The following is a 13448-nucleotide window of genomic DNA, read 5'->3' on the forward strand; positions in this document are numbered from 1 at the left end:
TTACTGAAAACGACGACGCGCGTTTGCTTCACGCGCCGCCTGGGCCACTTCTACCGGAACAACCCTGCGACCGACGGGCCAAAGGGCGATGGCGGCGATCTTAAAGTTCGCGATCCCCACCGGAATGCCAATAATCGTGATGCACTGTGCAATACCGGCAAAAATATGCATGATGCACAGCCACCAGCCGAAGAAAATCAGCCACAGAATGTTCAGCAGGGTTCCGCCCGTATTCATCAGGGCGTTTTTGCTCTCCGGATTCAGCTCGTCAACGTGGATGGCTTCATTCCCGTAGGGGATTAAGGAGAGTTTTGTGATTTCCCAGCAGGAACGGGTCAGGGGAAGCGTGAAAATCAGGACGATGCTCACCAGCGTGGCAAAAAGCCAGGAAAGGGTGGTGGCAAAACCGCCCAGCACAAAATTCAACACATTCAGAACGGTACGCATAAACCCTCACTTCCTTTCGATAAAATTAACGCCCAATGATTGTAACGTTTTTTTAGGCTGGAGCACCTTAAAACTGGCAGTTAAACTGTCAGGTAAATTATCTCTTCGTGGACTTGGCGGAACATGGAACTGAAAGCAACCTCGTTAGGCAAACGCCTGGCGCAACACCCTTACGACAGGGTGGTTCTCCTTAATGCCGGGGTGAAAGTCTCCGGGGAACGCCACGAATACCTTATTCCGTTTAACCAGCTTCTGGCTATCCACTGTAAACGCGGGCTGGTGTGGGGCGAGCTGGAGTTCGTTCTGCCTGACGATAAAGTCGTGCGTCTTCACGGCACCGAGTGGGCGGAAACCCAGCGTTTCCATCATCACCTGAATGCGCTGTGGCAGCAGTGGAGCCAGGATATGAGCGTAATTGCCGCCCAGGTGCTGCAGCAGGTGCTGGACGATATCGCGCAGAGCAACGCACAACACGCGTGGCTGACCCGTCAGCAGACCGCCGGGCTGCAGCAAAAGATCCGACACGCACTCTCGGCGCTGCCGCTCTCCGTGACGCGTCTCGACGAGTTTGACAACTGTCGCGACGCCTGGCGCCAGTGTCAGGCCTGGCTGAACGATAAGGGTAAAAGCCGTCTCGCTCATAATCAGGCCTGGACGGACGCCATGCTCACCCAATACGCCGACTTTTTCAGTACGGTGGAATCTTCACCGCTCAATCCGGCCCAGGCGCGCGCGGTGGTCAACGGCGAGCAGTCGCTGCTGGTGCTGGCGGGGGCCGGTAGCGGTAAAACGTCGGTGCTGGTGGCGCGTGCCGGCTGGCTGCTGACGACCGGAGAAGCGGTAGCCGATCAAATACTGCTTCTGGCCTTTGGCCGCAAGGCTGCCCGGGAGATGGACGAACGTATCCAGGAGCGCCTGCACACCCGGGATATCACGGCCAGAACCTTCCATGCCCTTGCGCTGCATATTATTCAGCAGGGCAGTAAAAAAGTGCCTTCCATCAGTAAGCTGGAAAACGACGCGCAGGCGCGTCAGGCGCTGTTCATCAAAACGTGGCGCCAGCAGTGCAGTGAGAAAAAAGCGCAGGCGAAAGGGTGGCGTCAGTGGCTGGAGGAGGAGCTCGGCTGGGAGGTGCCAGAGGGCAGCTTCTGGCAGGATGACCAACTGGCGCGTCGTCTGGGTTCGCGACTTGACCGCTGGGTCAGCCTGATGCGAATGCACGGTGGAACGCAGGCAGAGATGATTGAAAGCGCGCCGGAGGCGATCCGCGATCTGTTTTCGAAACGGGTCAAGCTGATGGCTCCGCTGCTGAAAGCCTGGAAAACCGCGCTGAAAGAGGAAAATGCCGTCGATTTCTCCGGTTTAATCCATCAGGCCATCATCATTCTTGAAAAGGGACGTTTTGTCAGCCCGTGGAAACACATTCTGGTGGATGAGTTCCAGGACATCTCTCCGCAGCGTGCTGCACTGCTCTCGGCGCTGCGGGCGCAAAATAAACATACCTCGCTGTTTGCGGTGGGTGACGACTGGCAGGCCATCTATCGCTTCAGCGGGGCGCAGCTCTCCCTGACGACCGCGTTCCACCACTATTTTGGCGAAGGGGATCGTAGCGATCTGGACACCACTTACCGCTTCAATTCACGCATTGGTGAGATCGCCAACCGCTTTATCCAGCAAAACCCGCATCAGCTGGCCAAGCCGCTCAATAGCCTGCGCCCAGGGGATAAAAAAGCGGTCACCCTGCTGGCGGATGACCAGCTGGAGCCGCTGCTGGACAAGCTCAGCGGCTACGCGAAGCCCGATGAACGTATTCTGGTACTGGCGCGCTACCATCACCTTAAGCCCGCGGCGCTGGAAAAAGCCGCCACCCGCTGGCCGAAACTGCAGCTTGAATTTATGACCATTCACGCCAGCAAAGGGCAGCAGGCTGACTATGTGATTGTGGTGGGGCTGAAAGAGGGGAGCGACGGTTTCCCGGCTCCGGCCCGCGAGTCGGTGATGGAAGAGGCCCTGCTGCCGGTGCCGGAAGATTTCCCGGATGCCGAAGAGCGGCGTTTGCTGTATGTGGCAATCACCCGCGCGCGGCATCGCGTGTGGCTGCTGTTCAATAAAGAGGAGCCATCCGTGTTTGTCGATATCCTGAAGAGTATTGATGTGCCGGTAGCGCGTAAGCCATAACGATGTCAGGCAAGATTTTCCAGGCCGGGTAAGGCGTAGCCGCTACCCGGCAAAAAAGCTACTTCAGTCTATCGGAAAGATAACGCTGATAGTCCGGAATAAGGATATCAACCGGCGAGTTAAACTGCGGTGATTCGATGATGAAATCCGCCGTCGACAGGTTCGTCGCCACCGGAATATTCCACACCGTCGCCAGGCGCAGCAGCGCTTTAACATCCGGATCGTGCGGAACCGCGTTCAGCGGGTCCCAGAAGAAGATCAGCACATCAATTTTCCCTTCGGAAATCTGCGCGCCGACCTGCTGATCGCCGCCCATCGGACCGCTCAGCATGGCATTCACCTGCAGACCCGTTTCGCGCTGGATCAGGTTACCGGTGGTGCCGGTCGCCGACAGGGCGTGCTTTTCCAGCGAAGACTGATGGCGGCGAACCCAGTTAAGCAGCATTTGTTTACAGTGATCGTGCGCCACAAGAGCAATGTGTTTGCGCTCAGGCAGCGTGCGTGTTGTCAATTCCATAATCATATCCATCAGGTTAACTGACTACACGATGACGGGAACCGTCTGACGCTGCAAGAGAAAGGCGTAAAAAATGTGGCTTATGATGAAGGTTGTTGTTTTGCCCACTGTAAAAATCGGGCCCGCGTGTCGGGATCGGCCTGCTGGAACCAGAATTTAAGGCGCTGTTCCGTCAGGGTCTGGGACTGGGGAGGAATAACGTCCAGTTCAGAGACGCCGGATAAAAGCGTACTGTCGTCCGCCATCATGGTGGCAAACTGCGGAAGCGAGGCGCGTTTCCCCGCTTTATTATAGGTCTGGGTCGCGGCCTCGTAATCCGGGCCTTTCGGTGAGGTGGTTAACGCCAGAATATCCAGCTTCACCGGAATCGGCATCGCATCCCCGTCCAGCAGTTCAACGCGGGGTGACGCGTCGAAGGCCGCAGATTCCTTCTCCGTTTCAAGGCGAGGCAGGGTGATATTCACCTGACTGATTTGCCGGGTATTAAAGCTGACGATCAGCGGCGGGGAGATGTACATCCGTTGCTCGTGATTAGCCAGACCGATCGGCTTTTCTACCCGGAAGACCAGCTGATGCGGCCCGTTATCTAACTCGATACTGTCCGCACCGCGCAATAACGAGCTGGAGACCTTTTTTCCGTCCAGTACAAGGAGATCAATGTCGGTAGAGAGCCGGAGCGTGGTAGCAAAAACGCAGACCGGCATCACTAACGCAATCAGAGCAGTGGCAATACCGGTTTTCATAGAAGGCTCCCGTCAGAAATCCTGTCGCCGCATTAATGTATCTAAATTTTTCGATAATCACGTTTACTAACATATAGACATATTTCACCGTTTTGCCCTCATGCATCTGTATGGGATGGATGGTTGAGATGTGCGGTTTGGCGTACACTTTCAAAAAAGCCAGGAGAAAAACCATGAAAGAGAACGATATTGCCGAGATTCTGACATCCACGCGTACCATTGCGCTGGTGGGCGCGAGCGATAAACCCGATCGCCCAAGCTATCGGGTGATGAAATACCTTCTCGATCAGGGCTATCACGTTATCCCGGTCTCGCCAAAAGTGGCGGGGAAAACCTTATTGGGCCAGCAGGGTTATGCCACGCTCGCTGAGGTGCCGGAAAAAATTGATATGGTCGATGTCTTCCGTAATTCCGAGGCGGCGTGGGAAGTGGCGCAGGACGCTATCGCCGTAGGGGCAAAAACGCTGTGGATGCAGCTGGGTGTGATTAACGAGCAGGCCGCCGTGCTGGCGCGGGATGCGGGGTTGAAGGTTGTCATGGACCGCTGTCCCGCGATTGACATCCCCCGTCTGGGGCTGGCGAAGTAATAAAAAAAGCCCGTATCGGGCTTTTTTTACACGCTTAGTTCCGCAGGCGCGGGGCCTGTAACTGTTTGCGGATAGTCTGAGCAAGTTCATCCATTGTGGGTTGCTCCGGATGCTCTTCCTGCAGCTCGCTACTCAGCTGCGCTTCGGCCAGATAGGTGTGAACGGGTTGTCCATCATCACCTTCCATTACCACGTGGTACCAGGGCGCGGCGCGAAGCTCTGCGTTCACCGCCAGCTCGTCTGCTGACGGTTCATCAAGGGAATACTCCGGGTCGATATCCACGACCACACCCAAATACCCTAGCAAAGTGTGGCGGACCTGCTGGCCGATACCGAATTTGCTGGCAATCATAGTCACCTCCCGGGAAATACGACTTACACGTTATGTGCGGGCAATATTTCTCTTTTCAAGTTACATGACGCGACAGGCAAACCCTTTCAGATACAGTCCTTCCGGGTAGGTAGCAATCACGGGGTGATCGGCTGCCTGACGGAACTGCTCTATAAATTGTACATCACGGCCAGCATCTATTGCGGCATCGGCGATGATTTTCTGAAATAAATCTGTGGTCATCAGGCCGGAGCAGGAGAAGGTGAGCAGAACCCCGCCCGGGTTCAGCAGCTGGATAGCCAGCATGTTGATATCTTTATACCCGCGGCACGCGCCCATCAGCTGGCTTTTGTTTTCCACAAACTTTGGCGGATCCATCACGATGACGTCGAACTTCTCGCCCTGATCGCGATATTTACGCAGCAGCTTGAAGACGTCATCGCGGACAAACTCCGCTTTGCTCAAATCCAGCTTGTTGAGCTCGACGTTCTGTTTTGCCACGTCCAGCGCTTCCTGCGAGGTGTCCACGCTCACCACCTGAGCACAGCCGCCCATCAGCGCCGAAACGGCAAAACCGCCGGTATAGGAGAAGCAGTTCAGGACGCGTTTGTCGGCAACGTACTGACGCGTAGCCAGACGGCTGTCGCGCTGGTCGAGGTAGTAACCCGTTTTGTGCCCGCCCTGAATATCCACCAGCAGCTTCATGCCGTGCTCTTCAATCGGCAGCAGGGCCGGTGGCAGTTCGCCCGTTACGGGCCCCTGAGTCAGCTCCATGCCTTCTTTTTTGCGCACCGCCACATCGCTGCGGTCGTAAATGGCACATTCCGGGAACAGCGTTTGCAGCGCGCCGATCAGCGCGGCACGCTGGTATTCCGCTCCGGCGCTCAGGAGCTGCAGTACCAGGAAGTCACCGAAGCGATCGATGGTCACGCCCGGCAGGCCGTCGGACTCACCGGCGATCAGGCGGTAGCTGTCCAGCCCGTCACGTTTTGCCAGCCAGTCGCGCCACTGCTGCGCCTGCTGCAGGCGGCGAACGAAGAAGTCGATGTCGATGGTTTCATCTTTATCAAACGTCCAGACGCGAGCACGGATCTGGGACGCTGGCGAGTAGGCGCCGCGCGCTAACCATTTCCCCTGATGGTCAACGATATCAATGGTTTCACCGAGGCTGGCTTTGCCTTCCATACGGGCAACCGCGCCGGAAAAGACCCAGGGATGACGGCGCAGTAATGATTTCTCGCGCCCTTTGGCTAACACTAAACGTACACTCATAATTTGCTGTTCTGTCGATTTCAGGAAATGGCGCGTAGATTACCACATTCAGCAAGGCGCAATCATCTGCGGATGCCGTTGAGCGTTTCGGCACAAAATCAAATCGCTTAGGCACATTACGATATTGCCGCTGGGTTTAGAGTGGGGCTTCCGGTACAGCAGAGGGAGCACCCATGAAAAAGCGCAGTGTGATAGCAATAACCGCTCTGGCGGCGATGAGTTTTCAGGTTTTAGCAACAACGCCTTTCGGCGTCACCAGCCGGGATATTTCCGGCGAAAAGCGGCTGGCGCAACAGCAGGTATTTGAGGGATTTGGCTGCCACGGTGGGAATATTTCTCCACAGCTGGCGTGGAAAAATCCGCCCGCCGGTACGAAAAGTTTTGCCGTTACGGTATATGACCCGGATGCGCCCACCGGCAGCGGCTGGTGGCACTGGACCGTAGCCAATATCCCGGCGAAGACAATGACGCTGCCCGCGGATGCCGGTAACCCGAACGGCGAGAAATTACCTGCCGGCGTTGTGCAGGGGCGTAATGATTTCGGCTATTCTGGATTCGGCGGCGCATGTCCACCCGAAGGGGACAAGCCTCATCGCTATCAGATTACCGTCTGGGCCCTGAACGTGGATAAACTGCCCGTCGACAACAATGCCAGCGGTGCGCTGGTCGGTTTTATGCTCAATAGTCACGTTCTGGCAAAGGCTCAGTTAACAGCAACCTACAGCAGATAAGGATGGCAGGGTGCAGGAGTTTCATTTTCGACATAACCATCTTACCGCGGGTGAAGTGACCGCCAGCAAAATGCATCGCCTGCACCAGGTTAAGCTCTTTTTTCCGGCTATTTGTCATATCACTCACGGCACTAAGGTGATAGTTCAGGATGATAACCGTCTGGAAGCGACACGGGATAAGCTCATCATTATCCCGGCCAATACGGCGATGGAGATAATCAATCAGCCTGTAAATGGTCTGTTTCACTCGGATTTGCTGATGTTGTCCCCGGAGATTGTCGCCGAGTTTAAAGCGCATTACCTGAAGTCCTGGCCGCGCACGACGCTGCATTCGCTCTGCGCCCCGCTGAGCGAGGGGCTGGCGTTTATGTGGGACAACCTGCTGCACGCCGTGCGTCAGGATTTACCGAAGGCGCTACAAAAGCATCAGACTTTCGGTCTTTTGCTGGCCCTGCTGCACGATGGCGTGGCGGGTCCGCTGCTTGTTGAGCGAAACAGTAACCTGACCGAGCAGGTGCGGCAGTTCATTATGCTGTCGCCCGCCAGAGACTGGACCGCGCAGGACGTTGCCAGCCGTCTGGCCTTAAGCGTGCCGACGCTGCGCAGACGCTTGCGTGAAGAGTCGCAGAGTTTTCGTCAGATCGTGGAGGAGGTGAGGATGGCCGTTGCTTTGTCACAGCTCCAGTCAACCCGATTACCAATTGGCGAAATCGCATTACAATGTGGGTATCTTTCCAGCTCTCGTTTCACCGCCCGTTTCCGGCAGCACTATGGCTGTTTGCCGAAAACGCTACGTTAAGGAGAAGAAAAATGTCAAAAGTCTGCACCATTGCCTGGGTTCACGGCGTTGTTCAGGGCGTGGGGTTCCGCTACAGCACCCAGCGCGAAGCGGTTGAGCTTGGGCTAACGGGATACGCGCGAAATATGGACGACGGCAGCGTTGAGGTGGTCGCCTGCGGCGAAGCGGAGCAGGTCGACAAGCTGGTGGCGTGGCTGAAAGCGGGCGGGCCGCGCAGCGCGCGGGTTGATAAGGTCTTAACGGAACCGCATCAACCCGGGCGAGAATACGTAAACTTCGGTATTCGCTATTAAATACACTTCACCGGCTTAGGCAGGCCGGCAATTTTGGTGGCCTGTTTTGCCGGGCCTTTCGGGAACAGACGATACAGATAGCGGCTGTTGCCTTTCTCTTCGCCGAACTTATTGGCCATGGCTTTAACCAGCATGCGGATCGCCGGAGAGGTGTTGAATTCCAGATAAAATTCGCGGACAAAACGCACCACTTCCCAGTGTTCGGGGGAGAGGGTAATCGCCTCTTTTTCAGCAATCACTTCCGCCAGCGCTTCGCTCCACTGGGCACTTTCTTTCAGATAACCTTCGTTATCGGTCTCGATCTCTTTGCCTTCAAAACTCAACATAGTCATTCACGCGTTAGTCAAAAACCGCGGCAGTGTACCAAAAAACAAAGCCCCGCATAAGCGGGGCCAGGTTCACAGCGCCGTAACTTAATCGCGGCTGGCGAAGCCCAGGATGCTCAACAGGCTGACGAAGATGTTGTACAGCGACACGTAAAGGCTGACGGTGGCGCGGATATAGTTCGTCTCACCGCCGCGAATGATGTTGCTGGTTTCAAACAGGATCGCGCCGGAAGAAATCAGAATAAACACGGCGCTGATCGCCAGGTGCAGGGCAGGCAGCTGCAGGAAGATGTTAGCCACCATGCCCACCAGCACCACAACAATACCCGCCATCAGCATACCGCCGAGGAAGGACATGTCCTTACGGGTGGTCAGCACGTAGGCCGAGCAGCAGAAGAATACCAGCGCGGTACCGCCCAGCGCCATGCCGATAAGGTCGCCCATACCGGCAGACAGATACGCGTTCAGCATCGGTCCCAGGATGTAGCCCAGGAAGCCGGTGAAGGCAAAGGCCGACAGAATACCGACCGGTTTGTCAGCGGTTTTGTAGGTCAGGAACATCAGACCGTACATACCCACCAGCGTCAGAATGAGCCCCGGAGACGGCAGCATCAGCAGGGTGCTGGCGGTGGCGGTGATCGCCGAAAACGCCAGCGTCAGGCTGAGCATGAAATAGGTATTGCGCAGCACCTTGTGGGTGCTGAGTAGCGATGTGCGGTCGCGTGAGGAAGTAATTATACGATCCATGAGTCACTCTCTTATGACAGATGTAATTAACGGAAAGAATAGAAAACGGGGCGCCAGTCTCAAAGTGGTTTTACCCATCTTTACTCAGCAGGTTAGCGCTGGAGCTGGTTGTTTCTTCTGCATAAATACATTTCACCAGTATGAACAGCGGTTTGGCGCGATTAATCAGATCAACCTCTTATAGGTTACTGAAAATTATTGCGTTATTACCATAAGGCCGCTAAGAGTTATTTCCGGATCGTCACAAAAACAGACAATAAGGCGAAGGAAATGAAACCACAAACACGCACGCGCTTTACGCTCTCTTTACTTACCGCAGGGATCCTGTGCGCCAGCACGGCTACCTGGGCGGCTAACGTGCCGGCAGGAACGCAGCTGGCCGATAAGCAGGAACTGGTCAGGAACAACGGTAATGAGCCCGCTTCGCTCGACCCGCATAAAGTCGAAAGCGACGTCGAATTCAATATTATCAGTGATTTATTCGACGGGCTGGTCAGCGTTTCCCCGTCGGGTGAAGTTCAGCCCCGACTGGCGGAAAAATGGGAGAACAAGGACAACACCGTCTGGACGTTCCATCTGCGCCCGGGCATCACCTGGAGCGACGGCACGGCGATTACCGCTGAGGATGTGCTCTGGAGCTGGCAGCGCCTGATCGATCCGAAAACGGCGTCGCCGTATGCGAGCTATCCGGGCAACATGCATATCGTCAACGCGGCCGATATTGCTCAGGGAAAAAAAGCGCCCGATACGCTGGGCGTAAAAGCGATTAACGACACCACGCTGGAAGTGACGCTCACGCAGCCAAACGCGGCCTTCCTCGCGATGCTGGCGCACCCGTCGCTGGTGCCGGTGGATAAAGTGCTGATTGGCCGATTCGGCGATAAGTGGACCAAACCGGAGCATTTCGTCAGCAGCGGGGCGTATAAGCTGTCGCAGTGGGTGGTCAACGAACGTATCGTGGCGGAGCGCAACCCGCGCTACTGGGATAACGCGCATACCGTGATTAACAAAGTCACCTACCTGCCCATCACGTCCGAGGCCTCGGACGTGAACCGCTATAAGGCGGGCGAAATTGATATCGTGTATACGGTGCCGATTAACCAGTTTGCCCAGCTCAAGAAAACCCTGGGCAGCGAGCTGGACGTCTCTCCGCAGCTGGCGACCTATTACTACGAATTCAATACCACCCGGCCGCCGTTCAACGATGCGCGCGTGCGCAAGGCGCTCAACATGGCGCTGGATAAAGACATTATTGCCGGGAAAGTATTAGGGCAGGGGCAGCGCCCGGCGTGGCTCATCAGCCAGCCGGATATCGGCGGCGTTAAGCTGCAGAACCCGGATTACGCCAGCTGGCCTCTGGACAAGCGCATCGCCGAGGCGAAAAAGCTGCTGAACGAGGCCGGATATAACGCCAGCCATCCTCTGAGCTTTAACCTTCTCTACAATACTTCTGAATCGCACCAGCGCATCGCGATTGCCGCCAGCTCCATGTGGAAGAAAAACCTTGGCGTGGATGCAAAGTTGCAAAACCAGGAGTGGAAAACCATGCTGGATACTATGCATACCCACAACTTTGACGCGGTGCGGTACGCGTGGATTGCCGATTATGACGATGCGGCGACTTTCCTGAACAACTTCCGCACGGGCGACAGTGAAAACACCAGCCAGTACAGCAATCCGGACTACGATCGGGCACTGATCGATGCTGCGAAAGCCAAATCAGCGGAAGAGCGGGGTAAGTACTACCAGCAGGCGGAAGATCTGCTGGGGCGTGATGTACCCGCCATTCCGGTTTATCACTACGTTCGTACGCACCTGGTGAAACCGTGGGTAGGCGGATTTACGCCGGATAAGCTGGGGTACTATTTCACGAAAGACATGTACATCAAAAAACACTAGGTCTGTGCTGATAAAATCGTCGATGTGTCGTCAGTTCAACCGATTAAACACGTTTTGACTATTTTTACAGCGAACGAGTGCAGCCACTCTTTACAGCTCGCGGTGAGGTGTTTATAGTTCGCCTCACTTAGGAAGTGTGGCCGAGCGGTTGAAGGCACCGGTCTTGAAAACCGGCGACCCGAAAGGGTTCCAGAGTTCGAATCTCTGCGCTTCCGCCAGATATAAACCCCAGGTTACTCGTTAACCTGGGGTTTTCCTTTTGGATTTGCCGATCCGCCTCACACTTTTAAGTCCCTGCCATTTCCCTGTAAAAAACAGGCGTTATCATTCACCCTGTAAATATATTGCTATCTCTTACCGAGGCTTTGATGCTGGAGAATGTTTTCATCAGATAATCAGTTTCCCGCCCTTTTCAGGACGGACTGGTTATCGCTGCGCTTAAACCTTACGCGCGCACCTGCGGGTGTGGGCTCGTTTTTACGCATGATGATTACACAGGTTTTCCAGTATGAATTTATCCCGTCAGGAACAACGTACCTTACACGTTCTCGCCAAAGGTGGACGAATTGTCTACGTCCGCGACAGCTCTGGCCGCGTCACTTCCGTTGAGTGCTACACCCGTGAAGGGCTGGTGCTGAGCGACTGCACGCTTAGCGTCTTTAAAAAACTCCGCACCAAAAAGCTGATCCGATCCGTGAACGGGCAGCCATACCGCATCAACACCACCGGGCTGAACAACGTTCGCGCCCAGCTGGATAATCGCTAAGGAGCAGTGATGAATATACCTTACACAGATAGCTATGACCGCGCTTTTTTGCTCGACACCATGATGGGCCCAAACGCCATGCGGCTAACCGAGGAGCTGGTCGCTCAACTGCCGATCGCTCCAGGAATGCGCATTCTCGATCTCGGCTGTGGGAAAGGGATCTCTTCTATCCTGCTCGCCGAAAAATATGACGCCACGGTTTTTGCCGCCGATCTGTGGATTACGCCGGACGAAAATGCAGCACGTTTCAGCGAACGGGGTCTGGACGGAAAAATCTTTCCCCTTCGGGTTGATGCCACGAAAGCAATCCCGTTCGCGCATGACTACTTTGATCTGATCGTCAGCGTGGACGCATATCAATACTTCGGCAACAATGACGCCATGCTGGGTACTCTGCTACCTTTCCTGAAACCCCGCGGTCATATTGCCGTTGCCGTTCCCGGGTTTATCGGAGAGTACAGCGAAACGCATCTCCCGGATGTGGTTAAACCTTTCTGGACCCCAGAGTGGTATTTCTATCCGCTCTCCTGGTGGAAAGCACTGTGGGAAAAAGAGCCCGGTGCGGCGCTGACCACCGTACGGGAGATGGATACCTGCCAGCAGGCGTGGGATGAGTTTATGCAATGCGAGATCGCTCAGGAGATGATGGTGCCCATTATGGACGCGGGGGCCGGGGCGTATTTCAACATGATCCAGCTGGTGGCGCAGAAACGCCAGGGGGAATAAACAACGCCACCCAAGGGTGGCGTTAAACGTGGCCTTTATGAGCGGATAAAGGCCAAAATATCTGCGTTAATGGTATCCGCATGGGTGGTATGCATCCCGTGCGGGAAGCCCGGGTAAATTTTCAGTACGCTGTTCGCCAGCAGCTTGTCCTGCAGCAGGGCAGCATTCTTATACGGCACGACCTGATCGTCGTCGCCCTGCATCACCAGAACGGGAACCGTGATGGTCTTTAAATCTTCCGTCTGGTCGGTCTCTGAAAACGCCTTAATCCCCTCGTAGTGGGCCTTGGCGCTGCCGATCATTCCCTGACGCCACCAGTTCTGGATCGTCCCCTGTGAAACGTCCGCGCCATCCCGATTAAAGCCGTAGAACGGACCGCTGGCGACGTCGAGGTAAAACTGGGCGCGGTTAGCCGCCAGCGCTTTGCGGAAGCCGTCGAAAACCTCGATGGGCGTCCCGCCGGGGTTACCGTCCGTTTTGACCATCAGCGGCGGCACGGCGCTGACGAGCACCGCTTTGGCGACGCGCCCCTGCGGTTGCCCATACTGCGCAACATAGCGGGCGACCTGTCCGCCGCCGGTGGAGTGACCGACGTGCACGGCATTGCGCAGATCCAGGCTTTCAACCACGGCTGACGCGTCGGCCGCATAATGATCCATATCGTGGCCTTCACTCACCTGGTCCGAACGCCCGTGACCGCGACGATCGATAGCGATAACGCGATAGCCTTCTGCAAGGAAGAAGAGCATCTGGTTATCCCAGTCATCGGCACTTAGCGGCCAGCCGTGGTGGAAAACAATAGGCTGAGCCTCTTTTGGGCCCCAGTCTTTGTAGTAAATATTGACGCCATCTTTCGTTGTTACGAATGCCATACCGCAGACTCCTCTGTTAAAGGCAAAACGTTCCCCGGCTGAGCGCACAGCGAATCATTAATGCCTTAATTAAGTTGGCTTTTTTCTGTTTCCCGTACCGACAGTACTCCTAAAGTGTAGGAGAAATAATAAAAGCAGTCGGTTTCATTCCTGTGAAAGGGAGCAGCAGAGCGTTCAGGGGGAGAGGGAAAGAATGAAGGCTCTGGAGAGATCC

The 13448-nt window shown here is 55.5% G+C and carries 16 protein-coding genes and 1 tRNA gene; 9 read left to right on the forward strand and 8 right to left on the reverse strand.

The genetic code is table 11. The features are described from left to right. Nucleotides 1–447, reverse strand: coding sequence for a YccF domain-containing protein (locus tag ACMWLG_RS01395; protein WP_023311032.1), 447 nt, complete (start codon nucleotides 445–447; stop codon nucleotides 1–3). 123 nt (nucleotides 448–570) lie between these two features. On the opposite strand from ACMWLG_RS01395, the gene helD reads away from it, so the two are divergent. Next, the gene (helD, locus tag ACMWLG_RS01400; RefSeq protein ID WP_045401671.1) at nucleotides 571–2625 is read left to right on the forward strand and encodes a DNA helicase IV; all 2055 of its coding nucleotides are present in this window, start codon (nucleotides 571–573) and stop codon (nucleotides 2623–2625) included. A 58-nt stretch (nucleotides 2626–2683) separates the two neighbouring features. On the opposite strand, the gene mgsA is transcribed toward helD, so the two are convergent. Together mgsA and csgI are read right to left on the reverse strand one after the other, a co-directional pair. Then, the gene (mgsA, locus tag ACMWLG_RS01405) at nucleotides 2684–3142 is read right to left on the reverse strand and encodes a methylglyoxal synthase (protein WP_023311034.1); all 459 of its coding nucleotides are present in this window, start codon (nucleotides 3140–3142) and stop codon (nucleotides 2684–2686) included. A gap of 80 nt (nucleotides 3143–3222) precedes the next feature. Then, on the reverse strand, nucleotides 3223–3885 hold the full coding sequence (gene csgI, locus ACMWLG_RS01410) for a curli synthesis inhibitor (RefSeq protein ID WP_023311035.1): 663 nt from the start codon (nucleotides 3883–3885) through the stop codon (nucleotides 3223–3225). Nucleotides 3886–4058: 173 nt separating this feature from the next. On the opposite strand from csgI, the gene ACMWLG_RS01415 reads away from it, so the two are divergent. Beyond that, nucleotides 4059–4472, forward strand: a complete 414-nt coding sequence (locus ACMWLG_RS01415; protein WP_023311036.1) for a CoA-binding protein — start codon at nucleotides 4059–4061, stop codon at nucleotides 4470–4472. Nucleotides 4473–4506: 34 nt separating this feature from the next. Here ACMWLG_RS01415 and hspQ read toward each other — a convergent pair whose 3' ends face one another. Together hspQ and rlmI are read right to left on the reverse strand one after the other, a co-directional pair. Further along, nucleotides 4507–4824, reverse strand: a complete 318-nt coding sequence (gene hspQ, locus ACMWLG_RS01420) for a heat shock protein HspQ (protein WP_008499919.1) — start codon at nucleotides 4822–4824, stop codon at nucleotides 4507–4509. A 60-nt stretch (nucleotides 4825–4884) separates the two neighbouring features. Beyond that, on the reverse strand, nucleotides 4885–6075 hold the full coding sequence (gene rlmI, locus ACMWLG_RS01425; RefSeq protein ID WP_032668149.1) for a 23S rRNA (cytosine(1962)-C(5))-methyltransferase RlmI: 1191 nt from the start codon (nucleotides 6073–6075) through the stop codon (nucleotides 4885–4887). A 173-nt stretch (nucleotides 6076–6248) separates the two neighbouring features. Here rlmI and ACMWLG_RS01430 point away from each other — a divergent pair, with 173 nt between their 5' ends. From ACMWLG_RS01430 to yccX, 3 genes are read left to right on the forward strand one after another with little or no spacing between them, the layout of a single operon-like run. After that, entirely contained in the window at nucleotides 6249–6806 is a 558-nt protein-coding gene (locus tag ACMWLG_RS01430) for a kinase inhibitor (RefSeq protein WP_023311038.1), read from the forward strand. A 10-nt stretch (nucleotides 6807–6816) separates the two neighbouring features. After that, on the forward strand, nucleotides 6817–7605 hold the full coding sequence (locus ACMWLG_RS01435) for an AraC family transcriptional regulator (protein ID WP_045401676.1): 789 nt from the start codon (nucleotides 6817–6819) through the stop codon (nucleotides 7603–7605). 11 nt (nucleotides 7606–7616) lie between these two features. Beyond that, nucleotides 7617–7898 carry an acylphosphatase gene (gene yccX, locus ACMWLG_RS01440; RefSeq protein WP_029739909.1) on the forward strand — a complete coding sequence of 94 codons (282 nt, stop codon included), beginning with the start codon at nucleotides 7617–7619 and terminating at the stop codon, nucleotides 7896–7898. Here yccX and tusE read toward each other — a convergent pair. Next, a complete protein-coding gene (gene tusE / locus ACMWLG_RS01445; RefSeq protein ID WP_045401679.1) occupies nucleotides 7895–8224 on the reverse strand; it encodes a sulfurtransferase TusE in 330 nt (109 codons plus the stop codon). The two genes, yccX and tusE, sit on opposite strands and share 4 nt — an antisense overlap. A gap of 87 nt (nucleotides 8225–8311) precedes the next feature. Then, on the reverse strand, nucleotides 8312–8971 hold the full coding sequence (gene yccA / locus ACMWLG_RS01450; RefSeq protein WP_045401684.1) for an FtsH protease modulator YccA: 660 nt from the start codon (nucleotides 8969–8971) through the stop codon (nucleotides 8312–8314). 270 nt (nucleotides 8972–9241) lie between these two features. On the opposite strand from yccA, the gene ACMWLG_RS01455 reads away from it, so the two are divergent. The 4 genes from ACMWLG_RS01455 (at nucleotide 9242) to ACMWLG_RS01470 (ending at nucleotide 12362) form a co-directional block, all read left to right on the forward strand. Then, the gene (locus tag ACMWLG_RS01455) at nucleotides 9242–10870 is read left to right on the forward strand and encodes an ABC transporter substrate-binding protein (RefSeq protein ID WP_045401691.1); all 1629 of its coding nucleotides are present in this window, start codon (nucleotides 9242–9244) and stop codon (nucleotides 10868–10870) included. Nucleotides 10871–11000: 130 nt separating this feature from the next. Further along, a tRNA-Ser gene (locus ACMWLG_RS01460) sits at nucleotides 11001–11088 on the forward strand. Nucleotides 11089–11378: 290 nt separating this feature from the next. Next, nucleotides 11379–11636, forward strand: coding sequence for a YjhX family toxin (locus tag ACMWLG_RS01465; protein ID WP_045401694.1), 258 nt, complete (start codon nucleotides 11379–11381; stop codon nucleotides 11634–11636). Nucleotides 11637–11645: 9 nt separating this feature from the next. Continuing rightward, on the forward strand, nucleotides 11646–12362 hold the full coding sequence (locus ACMWLG_RS01470; protein ID WP_045401697.1) for an SAM-dependent methyltransferase: 717 nt from the start codon (nucleotides 11646–11648) through the stop codon (nucleotides 12360–12362). A 35-nt stretch (nucleotides 12363–12397) separates the two neighbouring features. Here ACMWLG_RS01470 and ACMWLG_RS01475 read toward each other — a convergent pair whose 3' ends face one another. Beyond that, complete coding sequence (locus tag ACMWLG_RS01475) at nucleotides 12398–13234, reverse strand: alpha/beta fold hydrolase (protein WP_023311045.1); 837 nt, start codon at nucleotides 13232–13234, stop codon at nucleotides 12398–12400. Between the last annotated feature and the right edge of the window lie 214 nt (nucleotides 13235–13448).

Source organism: Enterobacter sp. 01-M-02-SI-ECC, assembly GCF_047530595.1.
Classification (GTDB): domain Bacteria; phylum Pseudomonadota; class Gammaproteobacteria; order Enterobacterales; family Enterobacteriaceae; genus Enterobacter; species Enterobacter cloacae_M.

Excerpts from the sequence above, each read along its gene's own strand:
- ACMWLG_RS01395 (WP_023311032.1), bottom strand. The coding sequence starts at position 447 with ATGCGTACCGTTCTGAATGTGTTGAATTTTGTGCTGGGCGGTTTTGCC.
- helD (WP_045401671.1), top strand. The coding sequence starts at position 571 with ATGGAACTGAAAGCAACCTCGTTAGGCAAACGCCTGGCGCAACACCCT.
- mgsA (WP_023311034.1), bottom strand. The coding sequence starts at position 3,142 with ATGGAATTGACAACACGCACGCTGCCTGAGCGCAAACACATTGCTCTT.
- csgI (WP_023311035.1), bottom strand. The coding sequence starts at position 3,885 with ATGAAAACCGGTATTGCCACTGCTCTGATTGCGTTAGTGATGCCGGTC.
- ACMWLG_RS01415 (WP_023311036.1), top strand. The coding sequence starts at position 4,059 with ATGAAAGAGAACGATATTGCCGAGATTCTGACATCCACGCGTACCATT.
- hspQ (WP_008499919.1), bottom strand. The coding sequence starts at position 4,824 with ATGATTGCCAGCAAATTCGGTATCGGCCAGCAGGTCCGCCACACTTTG.
- rlmI (WP_032668149.1), bottom strand. The coding sequence starts at position 6,075 with ATGAGTGTACGTTTAGTGTTAGCCAAAGGGCGCGAGAAATCATTACTG.
- ACMWLG_RS01430 (WP_023311038.1), top strand. The coding sequence starts at position 6,249 with ATGAAAAAGCGCAGTGTGATAGCAATAACCGCTCTGGCGGCGATGAGT.
- yccX (WP_029739909.1), top strand. The coding sequence starts at position 7,617 with ATGTCAAAAGTCTGCACCATTGCCTGGGTTCACGGCGTTGTTCAGGGC.
- tusE (WP_045401679.1), bottom strand. The coding sequence starts at position 8,224 with ATGTTGAGTTTTGAAGGCAAAGAGATCGAGACCGATAACGAAGGTTAT.
- yccA (WP_045401684.1), bottom strand. The coding sequence starts at position 8,971 with ATGGATCGTATAATTACTTCCTCACGCGACCGCACATCGCTACTCAGC.
- ACMWLG_RS01455 (WP_045401691.1), top strand. The coding sequence starts at position 9,242 with ATGAAACCACAAACACGCACGCGCTTTACGCTCTCTTTACTTACCGCA.
- ACMWLG_RS01465 (WP_045401694.1), top strand. The coding sequence starts at position 11,379 with ATGAATTTATCCCGTCAGGAACAACGTACCTTACACGTTCTCGCCAAA.
- ACMWLG_RS01470 (WP_045401697.1), top strand. The coding sequence starts at position 11,646 with ATGAATATACCTTACACAGATAGCTATGACCGCGCTTTTTTGCTCGAC.
- ACMWLG_RS01475 (WP_023311045.1), bottom strand. The coding sequence starts at position 13,234 with ATGGCATTCGTAACAACGAAAGATGGCGTCAATATTTACTACAAAGAC.